General features: G+C 74.4%; 26 protein-coding genes and 1 tRNA gene. 14 read left to right on the top strand and 13 right to left on the bottom strand.

All coding sequences use genetic code 11. The features are described from left to right. Positions 1-8: 8 nt before the first annotated feature. Both J7523_RS07145 and J7523_RS07140 read right to left on the bottom strand, forming a co-directional pair. Entirely contained in the window at positions 9-644 is a 636-nt protein-coding gene (locus J7523_RS07145) for a DUF6518 family protein (protein ID WP_291884140.1), read from the bottom strand. A gap of 70 nt (positions 645-714) precedes the next feature. Continuing rightward, a complete protein-coding gene (locus J7523_RS07140; RefSeq protein ID WP_291884138.1) occupies positions 715-1,668 on the bottom strand; it encodes a LysR family transcriptional regulator in 954 nt (317 codons plus the stop codon). A gap of 69 nt (positions 1,669-1,737) precedes the next feature. Here J7523_RS07140 and J7523_RS07135 point away from each other — a divergent pair, with 69 nt between their 5' ends. Next, a complete protein-coding gene (locus J7523_RS07135; protein WP_291884135.1) occupies positions 1,738-2,784 on the top strand; it encodes a putative sulfate exporter family transporter in 1,047 nt (348 codons plus the stop codon). Between the two features lie 34 nt (positions 2,785-2,818). On the opposite strand, the gene J7523_RS07130 is transcribed toward J7523_RS07135, so the two are convergent. Further along, entirely contained in the window at positions 2,819-3,277 is a 459-nt protein-coding gene (locus J7523_RS07130) for a GatB/YqeY domain-containing protein (protein WP_291884132.1), read from the bottom strand. A 239-nt stretch (positions 3,278-3,516) separates the two neighbouring features. Between J7523_RS07130 and J7523_RS07125 the strand changes: the two genes are divergently transcribed. The 8 genes from J7523_RS07125 to J7523_RS07090 all read left to right on the top strand — a co-directional run bounded on the left by J7523_RS07125 (position 3,517) and on the right by J7523_RS07090 (position 10,333). After that, positions 3,517-3,891: a nuclear transport factor 2 family protein gene (locus tag J7523_RS07125; RefSeq protein ID WP_291884129.1), complete on the top strand. Its 375-nt coding sequence runs from the start codon at positions 3,517-3,519 to the stop codon at positions 3,889-3,891. A 129-nt stretch (positions 3,892-4,020) separates the two neighbouring features. Continuing rightward, a complete protein-coding gene (locus J7523_RS07120) occupies positions 4,021-5,037 on the top strand; it encodes an ANTAR domain-containing protein (protein WP_291884127.1) in 1,017 nt (338 codons plus the stop codon). Between the two features lie 7 nt (positions 5,038-5,044). Then, complete coding sequence (locus J7523_RS07115) at positions 5,045-6,967, top strand: SpoIIE family protein phosphatase (RefSeq protein ID WP_291884125.1); 1,923 nt, start codon at positions 5,045-5,047, stop codon at positions 6,965-6,967. 116 nt (positions 6,968-7,083) lie between these two features. Continuing rightward, a complete protein-coding gene (locus J7523_RS07110) occupies positions 7,084-7,353 on the top strand; it encodes a Rho termination factor N-terminal domain-containing protein (RefSeq protein ID WP_291884123.1) in 270 nt (89 codons plus the stop codon). A gap of 26 nt (positions 7,354-7,379) precedes the next feature. Continuing rightward, positions 7,380-7,724 carry a hypothetical protein gene (locus tag J7523_RS07105; protein WP_291884122.1) on the top strand — a complete coding sequence of 115 codons (345 nt, stop codon included), beginning with the start codon at positions 7,380-7,382 and terminating at the stop codon, positions 7,722-7,724. Positions 7,725-7,824: 100 nt separating this feature from the next. Next, positions 7,825-8,289 carry a nitroreductase/quinone reductase family protein gene (locus tag J7523_RS07100; RefSeq protein WP_291884120.1) on the top strand — a complete coding sequence of 155 codons (465 nt, stop codon included), beginning with the start codon at positions 7,825-7,827 and terminating at the stop codon, positions 8,287-8,289. A 158-nt stretch (positions 8,290-8,447) separates the two neighbouring features. Continuing rightward, positions 8,448-8,945 (top strand): gluconokinase, encoded by a 498-nt coding sequence (locus tag J7523_RS07095; protein WP_291884193.1) that lies wholly within the window; start codon positions 8,448-8,450, stop codon positions 8,943-8,945. Continuing rightward, entirely contained in the window at positions 8,942-10,333 is a 1,392-nt protein-coding gene (locus tag J7523_RS07090; RefSeq protein ID WP_363266622.1) for a gluconate:H+ symporter, read from the top strand. The genes J7523_RS07095 and J7523_RS07090 overlap by 4 nt, the downstream gene beginning before the upstream one ends. 23 nt (positions 10,334-10,356) lie before the next feature. Here J7523_RS07090 and J7523_RS07085 read toward each other — a convergent pair whose 3' ends face one another. Then, positions 10,357-11,532, bottom strand: coding sequence for a TIGR04053 family radical SAM/SPASM domain-containing protein (locus J7523_RS07085; RefSeq protein WP_291884116.1), 1,176 nt, complete (start codon positions 11,530-11,532; stop codon positions 10,357-10,359). A gap of 185 nt (positions 11,533-11,717) precedes the next feature. On the opposite strand from J7523_RS07085, the gene J7523_RS07080 reads away from it, so the two are divergent. Both J7523_RS07080 and J7523_RS07075 read left to right on the top strand, forming a co-directional pair. Next, the gene (locus J7523_RS07080) at positions 11,718-12,002 is read left to right on the top strand and encodes a metalloregulator ArsR/SmtB family transcription factor (RefSeq protein ID WP_291884113.1); all 285 of its coding nucleotides are present in this window, start codon (positions 11,718-11,720) and stop codon (positions 12,000-12,002) included. Further along, a complete protein-coding gene (locus J7523_RS07075) occupies positions 11,999-12,388 on the top strand; it encodes a VOC family protein (protein WP_291884110.1) in 390 nt (129 codons plus the stop codon). Before J7523_RS07080 ends, J7523_RS07075 begins: the two co-directional genes overlap by 4 nt. A gap of 9 nt (positions 12,389-12,397) precedes the next feature. Here J7523_RS07075 and J7523_RS07070 read toward each other — a convergent pair whose 3' ends face one another. Together J7523_RS07070 and yidD are read right to left on the bottom strand one after the other, a co-directional pair. Further along, positions 12,398-13,330, bottom strand: coding sequence for an aldo/keto reductase (locus J7523_RS07070; protein ID WP_291884108.1), 933 nt, complete (start codon positions 13,328-13,330; stop codon positions 12,398-12,400). A 75-nt stretch (positions 13,331-13,405) separates the two neighbouring features. Further along, entirely contained in the window at positions 13,406-13,696 is a 291-nt protein-coding gene (yidD, locus tag J7523_RS07065; protein WP_291884105.1) for a membrane protein insertion efficiency factor YidD, read from the bottom strand. Between the two features lie 135 nt (positions 13,697-13,831). Between yidD and J7523_RS07060 the strand changes: the two genes are divergently transcribed. Beyond that, positions 13,832-14,518 carry a hypothetical protein gene (locus J7523_RS07060; RefSeq protein WP_291884102.1) on the top strand — a complete coding sequence of 229 codons (687 nt, stop codon included), beginning with the start codon at positions 13,832-13,834 and terminating at the stop codon, positions 14,516-14,518. Between the two features lie 43 nt (positions 14,519-14,561). Here J7523_RS07060 and J7523_RS07055 read toward each other — a convergent pair whose 3' ends face one another. The 4 genes from J7523_RS07055 to J7523_RS07040 all read right to left on the bottom strand — a co-directional run bounded on the left by J7523_RS07055 (position 14,562) and on the right by J7523_RS07040 (position 19,036). Continuing rightward, complete coding sequence (locus tag J7523_RS07055; RefSeq protein ID WP_291884099.1) at positions 14,562-15,257, bottom strand: carbon-nitrogen hydrolase family protein; 696 nt, start codon at positions 15,255-15,257, stop codon at positions 14,562-14,564. Between the two features lie 60 nt (positions 15,258-15,317). After that, positions 15,318-15,788, bottom strand: a complete 471-nt coding sequence (locus J7523_RS07050) for a GNAT family N-acetyltransferase (protein WP_291884096.1) — start codon at positions 15,786-15,788, stop codon at positions 15,318-15,320. 135 nt (positions 15,789-15,923) lie between these two features. Beyond that, positions 15,924-15,997, bottom strand: a tRNA-Met gene (locus tag J7523_RS07045). Between the two features lie 66 nt (positions 15,998-16,063). Next, positions 16,064-19,036 carry a UPF0182 family protein gene (locus J7523_RS07040; RefSeq protein WP_291884094.1) on the bottom strand — a complete coding sequence of 991 codons (2,973 nt, stop codon included), beginning with the start codon at positions 19,034-19,036 and terminating at the stop codon, positions 16,064-16,066. Positions 19,037-19,188: 152 nt separating this feature from the next. Between J7523_RS07040 and J7523_RS07035 the strand changes: the two genes are divergently transcribed. Beyond that, on the top strand, positions 19,189-19,734 hold the full coding sequence (locus tag J7523_RS07035) for a PPA1309 family protein (RefSeq protein ID WP_291884092.1): 546 nt from the start codon (positions 19,189-19,191) through the stop codon (positions 19,732-19,734). Between the two features lie 4 nt (positions 19,735-19,738). Here J7523_RS07035 and J7523_RS07030 read toward each other — a convergent pair whose 3' ends face one another. Both J7523_RS07030 and J7523_RS07025 read right to left on the bottom strand, forming a co-directional pair. Further along, complete coding sequence (locus tag J7523_RS07030; protein ID WP_291884088.1) at positions 19,739-20,848, bottom strand: S16 family serine protease; 1,110 nt, start codon at positions 20,846-20,848, stop codon at positions 19,739-19,741. Positions 20,849-20,890: 42 nt separating this feature from the next. Continuing rightward, on the bottom strand, positions 20,891-21,952 hold the full coding sequence (locus J7523_RS07025) for an NAD-dependent epimerase/dehydratase family protein (protein WP_291884084.1): 1,062 nt from the start codon (positions 21,950-21,952) through the stop codon (positions 20,891-20,893). Positions 21,953-22,017: 65 nt separating this feature from the next. Between J7523_RS07025 and J7523_RS07020 the strand changes: the two genes are divergently transcribed. Next, entirely contained in the window at positions 22,018-23,499 is a 1,482-nt protein-coding gene (locus J7523_RS07020) for a zinc-dependent metalloprotease (protein ID WP_291884081.1), read from the top strand. A gap of 102 nt (positions 23,500-23,601) precedes the next feature. Here J7523_RS07020 and J7523_RS07015 read toward each other — a convergent pair whose 3' ends face one another. Beyond that, positions 23,602-24,318, bottom strand: coding sequence for a YgjP-like metallopeptidase domain-containing protein (locus J7523_RS07015; protein ID WP_291884077.1), 717 nt, complete (start codon positions 24,316-24,318; stop codon positions 23,602-23,604). Positions 24,319-24,362: the final 44 nt, after the last annotated feature.

Raw genomic sequence — 24,362 nt, 5'->3', positions numbered from 1 at the left:
CGGCCGCCTCAGCCGAGCGATCCCAGGAGGACGCCGTAGAGCGCGGATGCCGCGAGGGTCCCGACGGCGACCGCGGCCACGGTCGTCGGACGGGCGGGCGTGCGGACCAGCGCGAGCGCACCGGCGGTGAGCCCGAGGACGACGAACAGGACCGCCTCGGCGAGGTAGCCCAGGCGCAGCCAGTACGACCCGATCCCCTCGCCGAGGAACGTCGCCGCCGGGGCGGCAGCCGCGCACGCCGCGAGCCAGGTCCGAGGTACGCGCACGAGCCGGCCGCAGGCGCCGAACAACGGCCCGCCGACCACCGCGCAGACCAGCCAGAACACCACCCAGCCGGTCGAGACGCCGAACCCGCGCGCCGCCGCCGCGGCGTAGTAGCCCGCCACCTCACCGAGGCACGTGACGAGACCGAGCACCGCGGCAGATGCGGCCGTCCGCCCGCGGTACCCCACAGCGAACGCGATGACGAGCCACGGGCTGGCCGCGTTCGCGAGCGCCGCCCACGGCGAGTCCAGCCACCCCTGCGCGAACGACGTGAGCACGCCGACCGCCACACCGAGCAGCGGCAGCAGCCGATCGACCCCTGGCCGGTGCGCGGCGACGTCGACGACGGCCGGGAGCGTCCGGGCAGGCGTTTCTGTCATGCGTCCACAGTGGCGGGCCGGCGCGGGCGGCGCGTCCACCCCGGGGCGGAACGCCCGTCCGACCAGGGGCCTAGCCGCGCGGCCGCGCCGCCCTCTCGGTGATCACGCGTGCCACGTCCTGCACCGCGGCACCCGGTCGACGCCCGCGAGCCCACACCAGGCGCAGCTCGCGTCGCAGGTCGATGCCGTCGACGTGCACGCGGCGCAGCGTGCCGCGGTCCAGGTCGTCCTGCACGGCCACGGCGGACAGCACGGCGGCGTGCCTGCCGCCACGGACGGTCGCCGTCACGGCCGTCGTCGAGCCCAGAGCCGGGCCGGCAGGCAATGCGGCGCCGGCCGCCGCGAGGGCCTGCTCGAGCGTCTCGCGCGTGCCCGAGCCGACCTCGCGCAGCGCGAGCGGAGACCCGACGAGCATCGCGACGTCGACCGGTCGGGTGCGCCGCGCCCACGGGTGCTCGGGAGCGACCACGACGACGAGCTCGTCGACCGCGACGACGCGCGCGTGCAGCCGCGGGTCGACGTCGGGCGACTCGACGAAGCCGAGGTCCGCCTCCCCGGCGAGCACGGCCTTCTCGACGCCGAACGAGTTCACCACGACGACGTCCACGGCGGTCGACGGGTCGACGCCCGCGAGCCACCCGGGCAGCAGGTGCTCGGCGATCGTCATGCTCGCGGCGACCACGACGCGCGCCCCGTGCCCGGTGCGCAGGCTCGCGACGTCGGCCTCGAACGCATCGGACGCGCGCAGCAGGTCGCGGGCCCGCGGGACGAGGCGGAGGCCGTCGGCGGTGAGCGACGTGCCGCGTGCGCCGCGGTCGACGAGCGTCAGGCCGGTGCGGCGCTCGAGGCGGCGGACCCCGGCGCTCGCGGACGGCTGGGCGATGCCGAGCGCGCGGGCCGCCGCCGACAGCGAGCCGTGGTCGTCGATCGCGACGAGCAGGCCGGCCGCGGCGAGCGGGATGCGGGAGGTCGCGCCGAACCCGTCGTCGGGGCGCTCGACGTCCGGGGCCTCGCGGTCAGCCATAGCCGCACGCTATCCCTCACGAGCGAAGCTGCCCTACTGCGGCTCGCCCTCGCCGCTCAGGCTGGCAACGTGCCCCCTCGTCCCACCCTCGCCACGCTCGACGCCTCCCCCGCCCGCACCTCCGGGCGCACCGTCGCCGTCCTCCTCGCGGTCGCGGCCGTGGGTGCCGTCGTCACGCACGTCCATCCCGCCGCGCCCGTGCTCGTCGTCGCCCTCGGGCTCGGCGTCGCCGCCCGTACCGCCGGGCTCGTGCCTGCCGCCGCCCGCACGGGCCTGACCTGGACCTCGACGCACGTGCTGCGCACGGGAGTCGCGCTGCTCGGACTGCAGCTCTCGCTCGGCGACCTCGGGCGGCTCGGGGTGCGCGGCGTCCTGGCGGCCGTCGCGAGCGTGGTCGTCACGTTCACGGTGACGCTGACCCTCGGCCGGGTGCTGGGCGTCCCTGACCGGCTGCGGCTGCTGGTCGCGACCGGGTTCTCGATCTGCGGGGCCGCGGCCGTCGCCGCGATGACGAGCGTGCTGCCCGACGGCCGGGCCTGCGACGAGCGCGCCGAGCACGCGACCGGCGAGAACGACGCGACCGCCGTCGCCGTCGCGCTCGTCGCCCTGTTCGGCACGCTCGCGCTCGTCGCCCTGCCGCTCGCGGCCCGGGCCCTCGACCTGCCCGACGAGACGGCCGCGCTGTGGATCGGCCTCTCGGTGCACGAGGTCGGCCAGGTCGTCGCCGCCGCGGGCTCGGTGTCCGCCGCGGCGGTCGCGGTCGCCGTCGTCGCGAAGCTCGCGCGCGTGCTGCTCCTGGCGCCGGTGGTCGCGACCGTCGGAGCCGGCCGGCGCGGGCGTCCCGGCGCCCGCCCGCCGCTGGTCCCGCCGTTCGTCGCCGCGTTCCTCGTGCTCGTCCTCGTCCGGAGCACCGGGGTCGTGCCGGGGCCGGTGGTCGACGCGGCGCACGTGGTGTCGACCGTCGCCCTGACCGCCGCCCTCACCGCGCTCGGCGCGCAGGTCGACGTGCGCGGGCTGGTGCAGGGCGGCGGCCGGGCCCTCGCGCTGGGCGCGGCGAGCACGGTCGTCGTGACCGGGGTCGGTCTCGCGGGTGCGCTCGTGGCGGCGCACGCCTGACGACTCCGGCCGGCCGGGCGCACCGGAGCCGGCGTCAGCCCGCGAGCGCCGCCCGCACGAGTGCCGACAGCTTCTTGCCGTCGGCCGCCCCCGCGGCGCGGGCGGTGGCCTCCTTCATCACGCCGCCCATGTCCTTGATCGAGGTCGCGCCCAGGTCCGCGACCACCGACCCGACGAGCGCGGCGAGCTCGTCGTCGGACAGCCGCGCCGGCAGGTACGTCTCGATGACGTCGGCCTCGGCCGTCTCGGTGGCTGCGCGCTCGGCGGCGCCGGCGTCGGTGTAGATCTGCGCGCTCTCGCGGCGCTTCTTGACCTCGCGCGTCAGCACGCGCAGCACGTCCTCCTCGGTGAGGTCCTTCTCGACCGGGCCGGCCTTCGCCTCGGCACGCACGGCACCGATGGCCTGGCGCAGCACGCCGACGCGGTCGGTGTCGCGGGCCTTCATCGCGGTCGTGAGGTCGGCGGTCAGCTGGTCGAGCGTCGTGGCGGTCATGGACCCATCCTGCCGTCGTGGAGCAGGTCCGCCCGAACGAGATTCGCCCTACGCGCGAACAGCCGGTCGGCGACCAGCCCGTGCGCCTCCCGGTGCACGGCTGCGGCCGCCTCCGCGTCCGGGGCGTCGACCAGTCAGAACACCCGCCCGCTGGCCTCGGCCTTCAGCAGGGCGCTCAAGCGGGCGCATGACGTCGGACCGCGCGCGTGGCGCGAGCAGGGGTCCGCCAGGATGTCGACATGACACTCCCCGACCCCTCGACGTTCGCCGCCGCCTGGGCGGCCGCCTGGAACGCCCGCGAACTCGACGCCGTCCTCGCGCTGTTCCACGACGACGTCGTGTTCTCGTCACCCGTCGCGGCGCGGGTGCTGCCCGAGACGGGCGGCACGGTCCGCGGCAAGGACGAGCTGCGGCACTACTGGTCGACCGCGCTCCCCCAGGTCCCCGACCTGCACTTCACCGTCGAGCGCGTGTTCGCAGGCGTCTCGGTCATCGTCGTCTCGTACCGCAACCAGCGCGGCGACCTGGTCGACGAGGTGCTGGTGCTCGACGACGACGGGCTCGTGGTCGAGGGGCACGGCACGTACCTGGTGGACGGGGCGCCCGCGGGCTGACCGCTCGGCACGCGCACGGGTACCCCGGAGGGTTACCTTCGAGGGTGCGGCCGTGGTCGCCGGCCGCCACGGGTTCAGACACGAGCCCGGTATCGCGCGCGGCTGCATCCGCACCCCCCGGAGGATGCCATGACGACTGGCGGGTCCACGACCGTGGGTCGCTTCAGGATCAACCCGCAGGACGGCCGGTGCTGGTGGTCGGACGGCATGTTCGAGATCCACGGGATGACGCCCGGCGACGTGGTGCCGACGCTCGACCTCATGATCCGGCACGTCGAGCCCGCCGACCGCGACCGGGTCCTGGACCAGATCGCGCTGGGGGCACGGGACGGGTCCGCGTTCGGCTGCCAGTACCCGTTGCTCGACCTGACGGGCACGGCACGGACGGTGACGCTGACGGGCGCGGGTGAAACGGACGCGGCAGGCGAACGCGTGGTCAGCGGGTTCCTCGTGGACACGACGGCGGCGCAGCGGCGCGCGATGGCCGACCGGGTCAACACCGAGCTCGCTCTCGCGCTGGAATCCCACGCGGTCATCGACCAGGCCAAGGGCATCCTCATGCTCGGCTACGGGCTCGACGGCGACGCGGCCTTCGAGCTGCTCCGCTGGGGCTCGCAGCAGCGCAACCTCAAGCTGGTCACGCTCGCGCGGCGGCTCGTCACGGTCGTCGAGAGCGGTGGCGGCCTGAGCTCCGGGATGCGGCGCCGTCTCGACGACGTCTTCTTCGCCAGCCTCACCGACGAGCTGCCCGACCCGCCCGTCGAACCCCCGGGCCGTGCGCTCGACCTGACCTTCTCGACCGTCGACGGCGTCCCGGCCGTCGTCGTCGAGGGCCCCGTGGACCTCGCCACGGTGAGCGAGCTCAGCGCCGCACTGACCCAGCTCATGGTCCGGGCCCGACGTCCCGGCAGCGTCGTGGTCGACCTGCGTGCCGTGTCGCACCTCGGCTCCGTGGGGGTCTCCGTCCTCACGGCCGCGCACCGCAAGGCGGCCGCCGAGGGCGTGACGCTGCGCCTCGTGCTGTCCCAGAGCACCGCACTCGGTCTGGCCGGTGCGGACGCGCTGGACGTCGAGGTGGTCCCGGCCCCACGCCTCCCGGTGGACGCCGACGAGAACGTGCCTGGCACGAGCCCACGGAGGGGATGACCCGACCATGTCCGACGAGCCGCATGCCGCATGGGTGCCGGAGATCTTCGAGAGCTCGTCGTGCTTCCACTACGCGTTCCGCGGCGACGACCTGCGCATCGTCGCCGCCAACCGCGCGGCTCGCGAGCTCATGCGGGAGCGCCCGATCCTGGGCCTGCGCGCCGGGGACGTCACCGACACCGGTCTGGAGGACGTCCGCACGCTGCTGCGCACCGTGCAGGAGACCGGACGCTCGATCCACCGCTCGGCGCTGCGCGTCGGCATCGACGGGGACGGCGGGCAGGCCGAGCGGTGGCTCGACCTGACGATGTCCCCGTGGCTCGACGCCGACGGCCAGCAGGTCGGCGTGCTCTCGTCCGGGTTCGACGTCACCGAGCACGTGCGCGCGACCGCGCACGCCGCCGAGGGCGCGGCCGAGGCGCACGAGCGGTACGCCCGGGCCCGGCAGGTCGTGGTGCGGCTGCAGGGTGCGCTGCTGCCCACGACGGTGCCGCTGCTGCCGCGGGTCGACGTCGCCGCGGCCTACCTCGTCGCCGGCATCGAGCAGGCCGCGGGCGGCGACTGGTTCGACGCCGCGACCGTGCCCGACGGCCGGCTCGCGCTGACGGTCGGCGACGTCGTCGGGCACGGCGTCGAAGCGTCCGCGGTGATGGCGCAGCTGCGGGCCGTGCTGTCGGCGCGGCTGTTCGAGGGTGCGGGCGTGCTCACGTCGATCCACGCGGTCGAGGCCTACGCCGAGCGGGTGTCCGGGGCGTTCGCCGCGACCGTCTGCGTCGCGCTGCTCGACCCGGCGACGGGCGACCTCGAGTACGTCACGCGCGGGCACCCCGCGCCGCTCGTCGTCGGCGGCACCACCGCGCGGCTCCTGGCGGCGACGGGCGACGGACCGCTGGGCGCCCGCAGCCTCGGCCGCGTCGGCACCGACCGGCTCGGACCCGGCGAGGCGGTGCTGCTCTTCACCGACGGGCTCGTCGAGAGGCACGACCAGCCGGTGCTCGACGGCGTCGCCGAGCTCGAGCAGGCCGCCGTCGCGGCCTTCGGCGGCCCGGCGTCCGGCCCGACGTCGACCGCCGTGCGGATGTCCCAGCTCGTGCCGCACGACCTCGTGGACAGCGGCGCGACGGACGACGTCACGCTGCTGGTCGCGGTCCGGCGCGCGCCCCCGCCGCCGCTGCACGTCACCGTCCCGGCTGAGCCGACCCGCCTGGCGCAGCTCCGGTACGCGATCGACCAGTGGTGCGCGGGCGTCGGCATCGCGCAGCTCGACCGCAACCACCTGGTGCTCGGCACCAGCGAGATCGCCGCGAACGCCGTCGAGCACGCCTACCGCGACCTCGAGCCGGGGCAGCCCTCCGGTCCCATGACGCTCGACGCGCGGATCGACGACGACGCCGTGATCCGCGTCGTCGTGACCGACCAGGGTCGGTGGCGCGACCCGGACCCCCGGCCCGGTGAGCGCGGCCGAGGGTTCAGCATGCTCGCCACGGCGGGCCTGCAGATCACCGTGCGCCCGGGCCCGACGGGCACCGCCGTGATGCTCGAGTGCCCCGCGCGACGGCTCGCGACCGTCGACGAGGCAGGTCCGCCGCGCGAGGCCACCGTCGCCGGAACCGGACCCGTGACGCTCGTGCACGACGAGGAGCACGCCCGGCTGCGGGTCTCCGGCGCCGTCGACCATCTGGCCGCCGCGACGCGGCTCGACGCCGAGGTGCGCCGGCTCGCCCGCAACGGGCTCGTGCCCGTCGAGCTCGACCTGGCCGGCGTCGGCTACCTCGGCAGCGCGGGAGTCCGGGTGCTGCAGACGCTCGCCGACGAGCTCGCCGACCTCGCGATCGTCGCGCCGCCCGGGTCGCCCGCCGCCCAGACGCTCAGCCTGGCCGCGACGCCGCACGTCGTCCGGGACGCACCGGCCGCCGTGCCGCAGGCGTGACGCCGCGCGCGGGGCGGTCGGGCGGCTCGGATGCGGTCCCGCGACGGCGGACGCAGCATGGACCTCGGACGGCGAAGCAGGCGCCGCAGCCGTGAGCGACCAGGAGGAGGCTCGCCGTGCCCGGACGAGACCCTGGACCGAGCGTCAAGGACAAGGAGCTGTACGAGGAGCTCCGCGACGAGGGAAACAGCAAGGAGAAGTCGGCCCGCATCGCCAACGCGGCGGCGGCCCGGGGACGCTCCGCGGTCGGCGCCAAGGGCGGCCGCTCCGGCTCCTACGACGACTGGACCGTCACCGACCTGCGCAAGCGCGCGTCCGAGATCGGGATCGAGGGCCGGTCCTCGATGAACAAGAGCCAGCTCGTCGACGCGCTGAGGTCGCACTGAGCGAGGGGCGCGACTACCGTCCGCGCATGGACGTCGACCGCATCGGACGCACCCGCGAGGTGCCCGTCGGTGGCGGTCACGTGTGCGTCCGGGTCCTCGGCTTCACCGAGACGACGCTGCCCGACGACGCGCCGCGGCACGCCGTCCGGTTCCCCGTGGTCCTCTCGCGCGTCGACCGGGCGCTCGTGCAGGTGACCAGCGGGCCGGTGGTCCTCGGCTACCTGTCCCCCGCCTGGTCGCGGACCGTCGACTTCGACCTGTGGGAGTGCGAGCAGCTCGGCGTCGCCGCCGTCGCCCGCGGCGTGCTGTCCGGCCCGCCGGGGCAGCGCGACCTGCACGTGATGCTCGCGTGGCGGCGCCCCCGCCGCTGACCTCGTCCTTCGGCAGGGGGATGCGCCCTCCTGCGGCACGGTGCGCGACAGGCCCGGCGGGGTGTCTGATCGGTCCCACCGACGCACCGATGGAGGACCCATGAGCTTCGACACCCCGAACGGCACCCGCGGCGCCTTCCAGCCCCGCAGCTCAGGCCCCGTGGGACGCCTGATGACCCGGGTGATGGTCAACCGGACGCGGCGCAAGCGGGGCGACCTCATGGGTGGGCTCCTGGTCCTCACGACGATCGGCGCGCGCAGCGGCGTCGAACGCAGCACACCCGTGCGGGGGTTCGCCCGTCCCGACGGCAGCTGGCTGATCGTCGCCTCCGCCAACGGCGGCGCCCGGAACCCCGCGTGGTACCACAACCTCGCGGCCCACCCCGACGACGTGCGGATCGAGGCGGCCGGCCGCGTCCTGCGCGTGACGGCCCGGCAGCTCCACGGCGCCGCCCGCGACGAGGCGTGGGCCGCCATCACGACGGAGGCGGACCGGTTCGCGGCCTACCAGACGAAGACGGACCGCGAGATGCCCGTCATCCAGCTGACCCCGCTGGTGTCCTGACTCGGTCGTCGCCCGGGTGCGACCGTGGACGGCCGGTGCCACGCTCGACGTGACCACCGGCTCGGGACGACGGGCCGGACCGGAAGACCGACACCGCCGCGCCCCGCTGCGCCGGCGGGCAGGGAGCGGACGTGGGCGACGTCGAGCACGTGGTGGTCATGGGAGTCGCAGGCTCGGGCAAGACGACCGTCGCCCGCATCCTCGCGGCACGACTGGACCGACCGCTCGGCGAGGCCGACGAGTTCCACCCGCCCGAGAACGTCGCGAAGATGGCCGCCGGCACGCCGCTCGTCGACGAGGACCGCTGGCCGTGGCTGCGCGCCATCCGCGACTGGCTCACCGCGCACGCCCGCGCCGGCCGCAGCACGGTCGTCACGTGCTCGGCGCTCAAGGTCGCCTACCGCGACGTGCTGCGGGAGGCCGAGGGGCGCGTGCGGTTCGCGCACCTGGCCGCGCCCGAGGCCCTCATCGGCGACCGGATGGAGGCCCGCACCGGGCACTTCATGCCGCCCGAGCTGCTGCCGTCGCAGTACCGCACGCTCGAGCCGCTCACCGACGCGGAGGACGGGTTCGTCGTCGCGGTCGACGTACCGCCCGACGAGGTCGCCGACCGGGTCCTCGACGCGCTCGCGCACGACCGGGAGGTGCGGCCGTGATCGCCACGAGGCTCGGAGCGCTCGGACTGCTCGCCGCCGACAAGCCGGACGTGAGCGAGACCCGGCTGATCGTCGCCGCGATCATCGGCATCGCGACGATCGTCCTGCTCATCGTCGCGCTCAAGCTGCACCCGTTCCTCGCGCTCACCATCGGGTCCGGCGTGCTGGCCGTCGCCGCCGGCATCCCCTACCCGGACGCGTTCACGAGCTTCAGCGCCGGGCTCGGCACGACCGTCGCGGGCGTCGGCGTGCTCATCGCGCTCGGTGCGATCATCGGCAAGCTGCTCATCGACAGCGGCGGCGCCGACCAGATCGTCGACACGATCCTGAACCGCACGCCCGTGCAGCGGCTGCCGTGGGCGATGGCGCTCATCGCGTTCATCATCGGGATCCCGCTCTTCTTCGAGGTCGGCGTCGTCCTGCTCATCCCCATCGTCATGCTCGTCGCGCACCGGTCGCGGATCTCCCTGATCCTCGTCGGCATCCCGGCGCTCGCGGGCCTGTCCGCGCTGCACGGGCTCGTGCCGCCGCACCCCGGGCCGCTCATCGCGATCGACGCCCTGAACGCGAACCTCGGCCTCACGCTGGGCCTCGGGCTGCTCGTCGCGATCCCGACCGTCGCGATCAGCGGTCCCCTGCTCGCCAAGCCGATGAACCGCTGGGTTCCGCTGCCCCCGCCGGAGTCCCTGCTGGGCGAGGCCCGTCAGGACGAGGGCGCGAGGCGACCCGCGTTCGCGACCGCGCTCACCGTGGTGCTGCTGCCGGTCGTCCTCATGCTGGCGCGGACCATCGACGAGAGCATCGGGTTCGACGACACCCCGGTCGGCACGTTCCTCCTGTTCCTCGGCACGCCGCTCGTCGCGCTGCTCATCACGTCGCTCGTCGCGCTCGTCGCGTTCGGCACGGCCCTCGGGCGCTCGCGCGACGAGGTCAGCGCGCTCGTCGGCGCGTCGTTCCTGCCCATCGCGGGCATCCTGCTGATCGTCGGCGCGGGCGGCGGGTTCAAGCAGACGCTCGTCGACTCGGGCATCGGCGACGTGATCGGCAAGAGCCTCGCCGACGCGCCCATCTCGCCGCTGCTGGCCGGCTGGCTGGTCGCGGTCCTCATCCGGCTGGCGACGGGCTCGGCGACGGTTGCCACCATCACCGCCGCCGGCCTCGTCGCCCCGCTCGCCGCCGACCTGTCGGCGACGCACGTCGCGCTCCTCGTGCTCGCCATCGGCGCCGGGTCGGTGTTCTTCAGCCACGTGAACGACGCGGGGTTCTGGCTGGTCAAGGAGTACTTCGGCATGACCGTCGGGCAGACGTTCAAGACGTGGTCCGTGATGGAGACCGTGCTGTCCGTGACCGCCCTGGTCCTCGTGCTGCTGCTGGGGCTGGTCGTCTAGCGCCCCGGGACGACCGGCCCTCGTCAGTGGCTCGGCGCCGGCTCCCACGCGCAGCTCGGGTCCTCCGCGAGCGGGTCGCCCGTGCGGGCGTACGCCTGCGAGCGGGACCCGCCGCACACGCCCCGGAACTCGCACCGGCCGCACCGGCCGTGCAGGGCGTCGGGGTCGCGCAGCGACGTGAGCACGGGCGACGTCCGGTACACGTCGGGGAACGGAGCGTCGCGCACGGACCCGGCCACGACGGGCAGGAAGCCGCTCGGGTACACGTCACCGACGTGGTCGACGAACGCGAACCCCCGCCCCGACCCGACGTCCATCGGCGGTCGGGGCGGGCGCCGCGCGAACTGCCCGCCTGCGAGCGCGACCGCCGTCTCGGCTCGCAGGAGCCGACGCAGCGGACCGGGCGGCAGCTCCGCGTCGAGGTCGTCGGCCGTCGCACGTTGCACGGCCACGCGCCGGTGGTGCGCCGCCTCGGTCGCCTTCACGGGCACCAGGTCGGACACCTCGTGCAGCCAGTGCAGCACGTCCTCCTCGTCGTCCGCGGACAGCGCCCCGAGCCCCTGCCCGCGCCCGGTCGGGACGAGGAAGAAGACGCTCCACAGCGACACCCGCGCGTCGAGCACGCGGCGCAGGACGTGCGGCAGCTCGTGCACGTTCCCAGCGGTGACGGTCGTGTTGACCTGCAGGCGCAGGCCGACGTCCCGGACCGCGTCGAGAGCTGCGAGGGTGTCGTCGAACACGCCCGGCACGCCCCGGAACGCGTCGTGCGTCGCCGCCTCGGCACCGTCGAGCGAGATCGACACCGCCTTCGCGCCGGCGTCGCGCAGCTCGGCGAGCACGTCCCGCGTCAGCCGGGGCGTCACCGACGGCGACAGCGACACGCTCAGCCCGGCGGCGGTCCCGTACCGGACGAGCTCGGCGAGGTCGGGCCGCTCGAACGGGTCCCCGCCCGTGAGGACGACGAGCGGCCGCGGCGTCCCGAACGACGCGAGCTCGTCCAGCAGCCGGAAGCCCTCCGCCGTCGTGAGCTCGCGGGGGTCCCGGCCGGGGATCGCGTCGGCGCGGCAGTGCCGGCACGCGAGCGCACATGCCCGCGTGACCTCCCAGATGACGATGAACGGGCGGTCGGAGGTGTCGTGGTGCAGCCGCCGCACCGGCCCGCCGCGGCTCTGCCTCTGCTCGGTCCCCGCGCGGTCCATGCGTACCTCCTCGGCGCCACGCACCCGCGTCGGCGCACTTGTCACGCTAGGCACGAGGTGCGGCGCCACCCCGGACCTTGGTCCCGCCCCCTGCCTGCCCCTGTTGAGGCTCGCACCGCGAACCGGGTGTGGACGCGTCCGAACGAGGGTTGATATGCAAGCCAATACTTGCCTATCGTGGTGACGTGCCAGACGTGTTCAAGGCGCTCGACGACGAGACCCGTCGCCTGATCCTCGACGAGCTCGCCGTCCGCAACGGCCAGACGCTGTTCGAGATCTGCTCGACCCTCACGATGCGGCACGGCATCGGGTCGACCCGGCAGGCCATCTCCCAGCACCTCGCGGTGCTGGAGGACGCCGGCCTCGTGACGAGCGAACGACGCGGCCGCACCAAGCTCCACCACTTCGACCCGACTCCGCTCGAGGCCATCGCCCGCCGGTGGCCCAACACCCGGAAGGCCGACCCATGAGGATCCAGCTGACGAGCATCTACGTCGACGACCAGCGCGCCGCGCTCGCGTTCTACACCGACGTCCTCGGCTTCGTGAAGCGCCACGACATCCCGCTCGGCGACGACGCCTGGCTCACCGTCGTCTCACCCGACTCCCCCGACGGCCCCGAGCTGCTGCTCGAGCCGTCCGGACACCCCGCGGTCAAGCCCTACCGGGACGCCCTCGTCGAGGACGGCATCCCGCTGGCCCAGTTCGCCGTCGACGACGTCGAGGCCGAGCACGCCCGCCTCACCGCGCTCGGCGTCACGTTCACGCAGCCCCCCACCGACATCGGTCCCGCGGTGGTCGCGGTGCTCGACGACACGTGCGGCAACCTGATCCAGCTCATCGCCGCCAAGGCATGAGGCCCGACGTCAGGCGGGTGCGTCCAGACGAGCGACCACGTCCGCGTCGAGCGTGAGCCTGGCGCCCGCGACGGCGTCCTCGACCTGCTCGACGCGCGTCGCACCGACGATCGGCACCACGCCGTGCGCGACGAGCCACGCGATCACGACCTGGTTCGCCGACACCCCGAGCTCGCCCGCGACCTCGTGCAGCACGGCCAGCCTCGCCGTGGTGCCGGGGTGCTCGAAGAGCTCCTGCAGCGGCTTGTCCGGGCGGGTGTACGCGCCGAACATCAGCGTGTTGTACGCCCACAGCGTCAGGTCGCCCTCGGCGGCGAGGTAGTCGAACGTCTCTCCCGTCGCGAGCGTGTGCCCGCCCTCGGGGAGCCGCACGCCCGGGCGCGGCTGCAGGTACGTGTGCCGCAGCTGCACGTGCGCGAACGGTGCGACGCCCAGCTCCCGGGCCGTCCGCCGCGCCCGTTCCAGCCGCCACGTCGCGTGGTTGCTCGCCCCGAGCTCACCCACCGTGCCCTCCGCGACGAGCGCCCCGAACGCCGCGACGGTCTCCTCCAGCGGCACCGCCCGGTCCTCGACGTGCGCCCAGTACACGTCGATCCGGTCGGTGCCCAGCCGCCGCAGCGACCCCGCGACGGCCGCGCGGATCGCCGCCGCCGACAACCCCTCGACGTCGTCGAGCGTCCGGTCGCCCGGCGTGCGCGGGCGCGCCCCGACCTTCGTCGAGAGCACGACCGCGTCGCGGTTCCGGCGAGCGGCGAGCCAGCGGCCGATCGTCGCCTCGCTCTCGTCGCCCGTGCAGCCGTCCTGCCAGAACGGGTAGTTGTCCGCCGTGTCGATCCTCGTCCCACCGAGCTCGACGTACCGGTCGAGGATCGCGAACGAACCCTCCTCGTCCACCGTCGTGCCGAGCGGGATCGTGCCGAGCGCCAGCCGCAGGTCCGTCATGCCCGCCACCCTGCCGCTTCGAGCGCGCTCGAACGCAAGCCCGGGCCGACGAACGGCCGCCGGCGACCGGGTTCGTCAGCGGCGCGAGCCGAAGCGGAACGGGATCGGGATGCCGCCGCAGCAGCACACCCCGCTCACGTCCGTCTGCGCGAGCAGCACCGCCGCGTGGTAGCACGCCACGAACCTCGCGACGGTCGGGACGACGGCACGCAGGACACCGCGCTCACGGACGAGCTCTCGCACCGCCGCCGAGCACGATGCGTCGCCGTACGCGACCCGGTGCGCGCAGCTCCACCCCTTCCGCGGCGACAGGAGCCTCTGGTAGCTCGCGACGAGACGATCGACGACGGCGGCGGCCCGACCCATCGCCCCACGGTAGGTGCCGCCGGCGTGGAGGGCGCGACGAGCCGCGGACGCGTGCGGCCTGCCGTCCGCCGGGTCGAGGCGGATCTCGGCCCGCGGTCGGTCGTCCGCCTCGCCGCAGGTGGGCAGGATGGAGAGATGACCGCCACGTCCGTCGCAGCCGCAGCGAACAACGCCGCGTGGTGCGACCTCGTGTGCCGGGCAGCCGGCCTGCCGACGGTCACGCGGCCGGACCTGTGGTCCACGCCGCGCCGCTCCCCCGACGCCTATCCGGACGCCGTCACCCTCCGCGCCGGGGTGCGCGCGACCGACGTGCTCGCGGCCGTCGACTCGTCACCCGGCGCATCGGTGAAGGACTCGTTCGCCGACCTCGACCTCACGCCGCACGGGTTCACGCTCCTCTTCTCGGCACTGTGGATCACCCGCGCCGCTCCGTCGGGTCGTCCCACGAGAACCGTCCTGACGTGGCGGGTCGTCGACGCGGCCACCCTGCCGACGTGGGCGGCCGTTCACGGCCCGACCGCGGTCGGTGCCGCCGTGCTCGACGACCCCGCGGTCCGCCTCCTGATCGCGACGGACGCGCACGGCCCGCTCGCGGTCGCCGCACTCAACCGCTCGGGCACCGGGGCGGGAACGGTCGTCGGTGTGTCGAACGTGCGCGTCCTGCGCGCCGACGCCGTGACCGTGTGGTCCGACCTGCAGGTCGTCGCCCGGCGCGAGCTCGGCCCGCTCCCCCTCGTGGGGTACGAGTCGGGCGACGATCTCGACGCGCCGCGCGCCATCGGTTTCGAGCCGGCCGGCCCCCTGCGGGTGTGGACCCGGTGATCGTTGCTCGGCCCGAACGAGCCGCTGCCGGGGATGCCGTCAGCTACCAGGCGACCACGAGCAGCTGGTCGCCAGGACCCTTCGCGGCGGCCAGCACGGCACCGTCGGTCGCCCACGCGCCTGACTCGCCCACCGACCCCGGACCGCCTGCGTTGGCGGCCAGGGCGACCATCCCGTGGTCCCCAGCCCGGGCGCGCATCCGGTCACCGAGCTTGCCTTCCTCGCCCTCGACGTAGACGACCGACGCCGCATAGACGCTCGCCCCGGCGGCGGCGGCGTCCGCGGCATGCGCGGGGAACGCGGTGTCGAAGCAGATCGCGAGGGCGACCCGCTCACCGGCGACGTCGACCACGGTCGGGCCGGTTCCCGCCGAGAAGTACGCAACCTCGTCGCCGTGCAGGTAGGTCTTGGCGGCGACGACCACCGAGCCCGACGGCTGCAGGACCAGGGAGGCGAGCACGCGACCGTCGCCGTCGCTCACGGGAGCGCCGAGCACGATCGTCAGACCGGCCGCGCGGCTCAGGGCGCGCAGGTCGTCGAGCCGAGCGTCGGTCGGCGCGAACCAGCTCGAGGCGGCCGCGAGGCGGTCGAGGTCGTAGCCCGTCAGCGACAGCTCGGGGAAGAGGACGAGGTCGGCCCCGGCGTCGGCGGCCCGCGCCGCGAGCTCCCGGCCGCGGGCGAGGTTGTCGACGACCGACGGGGACGACGAGAGCTGCGCGATCGCTGCGGTGAGTGCCACGCACGGAAGTATGCGGGCATCGACCTGCGGACGATGCGACTCGACGCGGCCTGCGCTCGGTCAGAGGACCCGGGACCAGGCGACCTCGCGCTCGAGCTGGCCGCTGTCCACGAAGAGGCGCACCTGGTGCGCGGCGGGCAGCGCCGCTGCGAGCTCGTGCCGATCGGCGCTCGTGAACCCGAGCTTCTGCCAGAACGGCCCGGACCGACGCGAGAACAACCAGGCACGGCCCGCGCCGGCACCCCGGGCCTGCTCGATCGCGAACCGAGCCAGGCGCGAGCCTGTCCCGGCAGCCCGGTGCTCCGGCGCGACCGCGACGCTCCTGACGAGCGCGTGCCTCCCGTCGGTGCTGAGCTCGAAGCCCGTGCTGCCGATGATCCCGCCGTCGCCGTCGCGCTGGATCCACAGCTGCACCGTGGGCTCGTCCAGCCCGGCCACCGTCAGGTCCGCTCGGTGCAGGAACTCCCGCAGGTCGTCGACAGCCGGCTCCGACACGCGCTCGACACCGCGCACGTCTCCCTCGCTCTCCACAGCCGTTCACCACCGTCCCCTGTGCGGTGCGGACCCTCGCACCCCGTGTCCGCTGTCGCTCGACGGCCGGCGACGCTCCACGACCGCACGAACGACGAAGGCCCGGACCATCGGGTCCGGGCCTTCGTCTTCTTGTAGCGGGGGCAGGATTTGAACCTGCGACCTCTGGGTTATGAGCCCAGCGAGCTACCGAGCTGCTCCACCCCGCGTCGGTGAGACAAACCTACCTCACCGACGGGGGCGACCCAAATCGGGTCCCCGTGAGCACCGTCACGTCACGGCTTGGGGTTGAGCCTCGCCTCCGCCGCGATCGCCGCGTCGATGGCCGCGTCGAGGCTCTTCTGCGCCTGCCCGTACGCCGTGAAGTCGCCGGTCGCGAGGGCCGCCTGGCCGTCCTGGATGGCCTTGTTGGCGGCCTGCAGGGCGGCCTCGAGGTCGGCGCGCGCGGACGCGTCCGTCCCGGTGTCGCCGCCCGTGTCGCCGCCGGTGTCGGGCGACGGCGTGGGGGTCGGCGTCGCACCGGTGTCGGTACCCGGTGCCGTGCCGGCGTCGCCGGCATCCGCCCCGGAGTCGCCGCCGAACACCTGGTCCAGCGCGCCGTCGAGCGTGTCGGCGAACCCGATGTTGTCGCCGAACGCCACGAGCACGCGCTGCAGCAGCGGGAACGTGGTGCCCGACGCGGCCTGCACGTACACGGGCTGCACGTACAGCAGGCCGCCGCCGACCGGCAGGGTCAGCAGGTTGCCGCGGACCACCTTCGAGTCGCCGCGCCCGAGGATGTTGAGCTCGTTGGACACGACGGGGTCGGAGGTGAAGTTGTTGTTCACCTGGCCGGGCCCGGGCACGGTCGAGTCACGTGGCAGCTCGAGCAGGCGCAGCTTGCCGTAGTCGGCGGACGGCTTGCCGGCCTCGCTGCCCGCCTCGGCGTCGACCGCGAGGTACCCGGTGAGCACGTTGCGCGCACCCGAGCCGTTCGGGATGAACGTCGACATGAGCGAGAACCGTGCCGAGTCCTGGTCGGGCATCTTGAGCGTCAGGTAGTACGGCGGCTGGGGCACGTTGACGTTCGACTTCGTCGGGTCGGCCGGGTTGGCCCAGAAGTCGTTCCCGGAGAAGAACTGGCCGGCGTCGGTCACGTGGTACTGGCCGAGCAGGTTCCGCTGCACCTTGAACAGGTCCTCGGGGTACCGGATGTGGCTCATGAGGGCGCCGTCGATCGCGGACATCGGCTGCAGCGACGTCGGGAACACCTTCGACCATGCGGCGAGCACCGGGTCCTGTGCGTCCCACGCGTACAGGTCCACGGACCCGTCGTAGGCGTCGACCGTGGCCTTCACGGAGTTGCGGATGTAGTTCACGTTCTTCGGCTGCAGGGCCTGGATCGTGGTGGACGTCTCGGTGATGGAGTCCGTCGTGGCCTCCTCGAGCGAGCGCAGCGCCGAGTAGGGGTACTCGTCGCTCGTCGTGTAGCCGTCGATGATCCACTTCACGCGACCGTCCACGACCGCGGGGTACACGCGCCCGTCGAGCGTCAGGTACGGCGCGACCTTCTCGACGCGCTCGCGCGGGTCGCGGTCGTAGAGGATCTGGGACGCGTCGGTGACGCGGTTGGAGAACAGGATCTGCTCGGACCCGAACTTCAGCGCGTACAGCAGCTGGTTCCACGGGTTGCCGATGCTCGGGCCCGCGGACACCGTCTGGGTCGGGAACGTGGTGTTCACCGCGCCGCCGGACTTGTCGTCCGGGTAGTCCAGCTCCCAGGCCTTCGTGCCCTCGGGGGCGCCGACGATCGAGTACTGCGGCGCCCGGGGGCTGAAGTAGATGCGCGGCTCGTACGTGCCCATCTCGCCGCTGGACGGGATGCCGCCCTCCCAGAAGTTCGGGGCGCCGCGCCCGGCGGTCGTGTTGCCGAACGCGGCCACCACGCCGAAGCCGTGCGTGTAGACCGTGCTGTCGTTCGTCCAGTTGCGCGCCTGCGCGTCCAGACCCGACAGGTCGAGCTCGCGGACCGCGATCACGGTGTCGCGGCTCTCGCCGTTCACCTCGTACCGGTCCACGGAGAGCGTCTCGGGGAAGTGGTAGAACGCCCGGATCTGCTCGAGCTGCTTGAACGACGGGCTGACGATCTGCGGGTCGAGGAGCCGGATGGACGCGGTGGTGTCGGCGTCCTGCCGCAGCGCACCGGCCTCGGCCGTGACCTTGGCGTCGTAGTCGCTCGTCTCGACGTCCTCAAGGTCGTACGCGGCGAGCGTCGCGTCGATGTTGCGCTTGATGTACTCGGCCTCGCGGTCCTGCTGGTTCGGCTGCACCTGGAAGCGCTGGACGACGGCCGGGTAGATCCCGCCCACCGCGATCGCCGCGACGATCATGAGCCCGACGCCGATCGCGGGCAGCCGCCAGTTGCCGCGGATCGCGGTGAGGATGAACGTGACCGCGACGAAGATCGCGATGCCCGCGAGGATCGCCTTCGACGGGATGACGGCGTGCACGTCGGTGAACGAGGCACCCTCGAACTTCGCGCCGGCCTTGGTGAGGATCGAGTACCGGTCGAGCCAGTAGTTCGCGGCGATGAGCAGCATGAGCACAGCACCGACGACGGCGAGGTGGATGCGTGCCGCGCGCGTGGTCCGCGGCGCGGTGCCGCGCTGGCCGCCGACCCGCAGGCCGCCGTACAGGTACTGCGTCGCGAGGCCCGCGATGCCGGCCAGCACGGTGACGGCCATGAGGAACGACACGACGAACCGCAGCCCGGGCAGCGTGAACAGGTAGAACCCCAGGTCGATGCCGTACTGCGGGTCGGTCTTGCCCACGCTGCCGCCGTGCATCCACAGCTGGACCGTCTGCCACTGCTGCGACGCCGCGGCGCCCGCGAACAGGCCGAGCACCGCGGGGCCGACGATCATGACGAGCCGGCGCAGCGGCTCGATTGCCTCGCGGTACTGGTCGAGGTTCTGCTGCTCCTGCGTCGACGGCGCGTACACCGGGCGCGACCGGTACCCCCAGCTCAGGCTCGCGGCGACAGCGCCGGCCATGAGCAGGAAGCCGAGCACGAACAGGATCGCGCGGGTGCCCCACTCGGTGCGCAGCACCTGCAGGAAGCCGAGCTGGTCGTACCAGAGGACCTCGGTCCAGACCTGCGCGAGCACGAGCACCAGCACGACGATCGCGCCGAGGACGACGAGGGTGGGGACGAGCGCTCCGCGCCGCCGACGGGTCGGCCGGGGGCGGGGCGGGCTGGCGAAGGTCACGGTGCTGGCTGTCCTCGTCGTCGACGGTGGGGATCGCGGCACGACCGGCGTGAGCCGGCGCGTCGGGCAGGCCACCACAGGGCGGTGGTCTGCTCGCAGCGTGAACGAGCCGGGCGCGACCCAGGTTCCCACACGGGTGCGACGATGGGCGCGTGACGAACGAGGAAGCCGCACGCGCCGCGCTCGCCGACGCGGTCAAGGAGATCGAGCACCACGTGGCCGCCGCCGGCTGGGACGGCCCCGTGCGGGTGTTCGCGCTGGTCCGCACGCAGCACGCGCTGCAGGCCGAGCCCGGCCTGGCGTCCCAGCTGACGCCCGAGGTGCTCGCGGCGGCGACCGGCGACGCGTGGCACCTGACGTCCGTCGAGCAGGAGGACCTGCCCGCGGCGCCCGACCTGGAGTCGCTGCTCGCCGGGCTGTCCTGGCCGGACGCGGTCGACGGCATGGCGGTCACCGTCGAGCGGGTCGTGCTGCCCCCGGCCGCCGAGGCGGACATGCCGGAGGACCCCGACGCCGCGCTTGAGTACCTGCTGCAGCACCCCGAGCGCGAGGACGTCCGGCTCGCCGTCGGAGCGCTCCGCGACGGCCCGTCGTGGTGCGCCGTGCGGGCGCGCGCGCACGACACGGACGACCAGGTGGGTCAGGGGCCGGACCTCGTCCCCGGGCTCGTGGCAGCGGTCCGCTCGACGTTCGACTGAGGCGTCAGCCCGCGGTCGACGACGTGCAGGTCGGCAGCGACCCGGCAGTCCCGGCGCCGATGGCCGTCATCGCCTCGCGCGCCTCGTGCAGGGTCGAGATCTTCACGACATGCAGACCGTCGGGCACGTGCCCGACGACCTCGTCGCAGTTCGACGCGGGCGCGAGGAACCACGTGGCGCCGTCCCGCCGCGCGCCGGCCAGCTTCTGCCGGATGCCGCCGATCGGGCCGACCTCGCCCGTCACGTCCATGGTCCCGGTGCCGGCGATGTCGACGCCCGCCGCCTCGTCCTCGGGGGTCATCTTGTCGATGATCCCGAGCGCGAACATCGTCCCGGCGCTCGGGCCGCCGATGTCGTCGATGCTGATCTTCACGTCGACGGGCATGTCGAACGTCGGGTCGATGTAGACGCCGATCTGCGCGCCGCCGTCGTCCTTCGTCCCCGTGACGATCGGCAGGTCGACCGTCTGGCCGTGCCGCGTGACCGTGAGGGTGATGGTGTCGCCCGCGGTGACGGCGTCGAGGTCGTCGATGAGGCTCTGGTAGTCGGGCACGGGTGAGCCGTTCATCGCGACGATGACGTCGCCCTTCTCCACCTTGTCCGCCGCGTCGGTGCCCTCGACGGTCCCGGCGACGACGAGCGTGGCCGGCACGTCGTAGCCCAGCTCGGTGAGCGCCGCGACGCTCGCGTTCTCCTGCGACGACACCATCTCGGCCTGGTTCGCCTCGTCGATCTGCTCCTGCGACGCGTCCGGCGGGTACAGCTCCTCGACGGGCCGCACGACCGACGTCGGCGACAACCAGCCCTGCAGCGCGCCGAGGATCGTCGACGGGAAGCCCGGACCACCCGTGCCGGACACCGTCGTCAGCCGCAGCTCGCCCGTCGAGTCGAACGTCTCGGCGCCGGAGATCTGGATGAGCGGCGTGCCGTCGTGCTCGCCGAGCACGTCGCGCGTCGGACCGGGGCTGTTCACCGCGTACGGCGTGGGCAGCACGACGAGGAGCGCGAGCAGCACGGCGGTGACGAGCATGCCGACGGACAGCATCAGCGAGCGCGGGCTGACCCGCTCCGGCTCGTACGGCGGGACGTCGAACGGGTCGTTTTCGTCGAGCACCCCCCGATCATCCCCCACGTGCCTGTCCGCCACGGCCGGCGCTCAGCGTCCGCGCCGCGCGCGGGCCTGCCGCCAGACCGCCGCCGTGCCGATGACCGCGACCGCCGCCCCGGCGGCACCGAGCGCCGCGGCGTCGCGTGCGCCGAGCCGCCGGCCCGCGACGGCGACCCGGCCCTGCACCCCCTCGAGCAGCAGGTCGAGGCACGCGGCGCTCGACCACTGCGCCTCCCAGCCGGCGGCCCGGAGCCGGTCCGCGGCCACGGTCCACGGGTAGACGACGAACGCGAGCTCCGCGGCCGGCGCGGGCAGCACCCCGACGCGGTGGAGCCGCTCGGCCGTCCCGAACGCGGTCGTCGCCGCGAGCTCGACCCGCCGCATGCCGGCCGCAGCCTCGACCTGCGGCGGCTCCAGCACGTCGACCGCGCCCACGGTCAGTGCGCCTGTGAGCCCGTGCTCGACCGCGAACCGCGCGGCGGACGCCACGTCGTCCACGTGCACGAACTGCCACTGCCGCGTCGCGCCGCGCACGGTCAGCAGCCGCGGCGCCTCGAAGTGGCGCGTGACGAACGTGTCGACCCCGGCCCCCACGATCGGCGCCGGACGCAGCACCGTGACCAGCGGCGTCCGCCGCCGCCCGGACCGCGCGACGACCGCCTCGACCGCGAGCAGGTCCCCGACGAGCCCGTCCTGCTGGTCGTCGGCGCCGCGGTGCAGGGGGTCGCCGTCCCGGACCACGGGCCGCTCGGGCCACGCGCCGTGCACCACGGCGGACGTCACGACGACGACGTGCCGGACCTTCGCCGCGCGGGCGGCCGCGAGTGTGCGCTGGGTGTGAGCGACGACCTCCGCCTGGCGCTCGCGCGCCGGCCGGCCGATGACCTCCCGCAGGTCGCCGGGGTGGGCGACGAGCACGACCACGTCGGCACCGGCGAGCGCCGCCTGAGGTTCGGTGGTGGGCACCTCGTCGAGCGTCTCGACCCGCCTGGGTGCGTCGGACCAGGCCGCGGCGACGGCGGCGGCGACGGGTCCGCGGCCGACGACGAGCACGAAGGCGTCGTCGGCGACGACCTCCGTGCGCCCTGAGCGAACCTGTCCGACCACCATGCCCCGTTCCTGGGCTGCGCGGTTACCGTGGTCGCAGCCGGACCCCATCGTCGCAGGAGGTTTCCGTGAGCCCCGACAACCCCGCCACGCCGGACCCCGGCGGGTCGGACGTCCCCGCCTGGGAGCAGATGTTGCGGGCCGTGCTCGGCGACGGCGCGCAGGACGCGATCCGCGAGCTGCAGGCGCGCGGCATCGACCCGGCCGCGATGGCCGAGGCCTCGGGCCTCCCGTCGGACCCGGCCGCCCTCGAGCAGGTGTTCGCGCAGGTGCAGCGCATGCTCGCGCTGTCCGGCGACCAGCCCGTGAACTGGCAGATGGCGCACGACCTGGCCCGCCAGCAGGCCGCGACGGGCGGCGACCCGTCGCTGACCGCCGAGCAGGTGCGTCAGGTCCGCGACGCGTTCGCGGCCGCCGAGCTGTGGCTCGACGCCGCCACCGACCTGCCGCCGGCCGCCGTGACGCCCGGTGCGTGGAACCGCGCCGAGTGGGTCGAGGCGACCCTGCCGACGTGGCGCACGCTCACGGAGCCCATCGCGACGTCGCTGTCGGCCGCGCTCGTCGGCGCGCTCGGCTCGAGCCTGCCGGCCGACGCCCCCGCCCTGCCCGGCGGCATCGACGCCACGCAGCTGCTGCGCCGGCTCGGGTCCGCCGTGTTCGGCATGCAGGTCGGCCAGGGCGCCGGCACGCTCGCCCGCGAGGTCTTCGGCACCACCGACGTCGGGCTCCCGCTCGTCTCGACACCGACCCCGGCGCTCGTCCCGGCCAACGTCGACGCGTTCGCCGAGGGCCTCGACGCCCCCGCCGACGAGGTCCGCCTGTTCCTCGCGCTGCGCGAGTCCGCCGCGACCCGGCTGTTCACGCACGTCCCGTGGCTGCGCGCGCACCTGTTCGGCACCGTCGAGACGTACGCGCGCGGCATCACGATCGACGCCGACCAGCTCGAGGAGGCCGTCCGCTCGGTCGACCCCACCGATGCCGCCGCCCTGCAGGCCGCGATGTCGAGCGGCGTGTTCGCCCCGCACACGACCCCGGAGCAGAAGGCGGCCCTCGAACGGCTCGAGACCGCGCTCGCGCTCGTCGAGGGCTGGGTCGACGAGGTCACCGCCGCCGCAGCGCTGCCGCACCTGCCCCACACGGTCGCGCTGCGCGAGATGGTGCGGCGCCGCCGCGCCGCGGGCGGACCCGCCGAGCAGACGTTCGCGAGCCTCGTCGGGCTCGAGCTCCGCCCCCGCCGGCTCCGCGACGCGGCAGCCCTGTGGGCGCAGATCACGCGCGAGTCCGGCCCGGAGGCGCGCGACGCCGTCTGGGCCCACCCCGACCTGCTGCCCGGCAAGGAGGACCTCGACGACCCGACCGGCTATGCCGCTCCGGGCGCCGCCGCGGTCGACGAGCCGGCCGACGTCGACCGGGCGCTCGCCGAGATCTTCGGCGAGGACCCCGGTGCGCGGGGGGTGGGGCTGGAAGGCTCGGATACCGACGGCACGGATACCGACGGCACGGACACCGGGCGGGGCACGGACGGATCAGGCACCAGCAAAGACGCCTGACCGACGGCCGGCCGCGGGACAGGGCCGAGCGACGACCGGTTCAGCGGCCTGCGTCGACCGGCGCCACCGGTTCAGCGGCCTGCGTCGACCGGCGCCACCGGTTCAGCGCCCTGCGTCGACCTGCGCCACCACGTCGACGACCTCGGCGTCGTCCGTGATCCCGCCGAGCACGTCGACGACCTCCGGGCCACCGTCGATGCCGCCGAGCACGTCGTCCAGCTCGCCGGCCACGTCGTCCTCGAACACGTCGTCCTCGCCCTCGCGCGCATCGGCGGGCGGGGGCCCCTCGCCGCCACGCCCGGTGGCGGGCTCTCCGGCGAACGCGTACCCCTCGAGGAAGCCCCGGGCGCGCTGCGTGCGCGGGTACCCCTCGAGCTCGGCCCAGAAGTCCGGGCCGTGACCCGCGTGCAGCAGGTGGTTGAGCTCGTGCAGCAGCACGTAGTCGAGCACCCACCGCGGCATGCCGCGGACCCGGTCGGAGATGCGGATGGTGCCGTCCGTCGGCGTGCACGACCCCCAGCGCCGCCCCTGGTTGGTGGACCAGGTGACGCTGGTCGGGACCGCCCGTCCGCCGAGGTACCGGGCCGACAGCTCGGTGGCGCGCGACGCCAGCTCGGTGTCCGACGGCCGCCGCCTGCGCTCCTGGGCGGCGAGCCGCGCGAGCATCCGGCGGACCCACTCGCGCTCCTGCGCATGCGTGAACCGCGCCGGGATGGCGACGATGGTGCGCTCGCCCTCGCGCCAGGCCGTGACCGTGCGCACGCGCTTGCGTGAACGGCGGACCTCGACCTGGGACAGGTCGTGCGTGGACGGCTGCACAGGTGCACGCTAGCGCCAGGCGCCCACGCGCAGCGCGCTTCACC

Source organism: Cellulomonas sp., from assembly GCF_017744555.1.
Taxonomy (GTDB): Bacteria; Actinomycetota; Actinomycetes; order Actinomycetales; family Cellulomonadaceae; genus Cellulomonas.
This window is presented reverse-complemented; position numbering and strand designations above follow the sequence as displayed.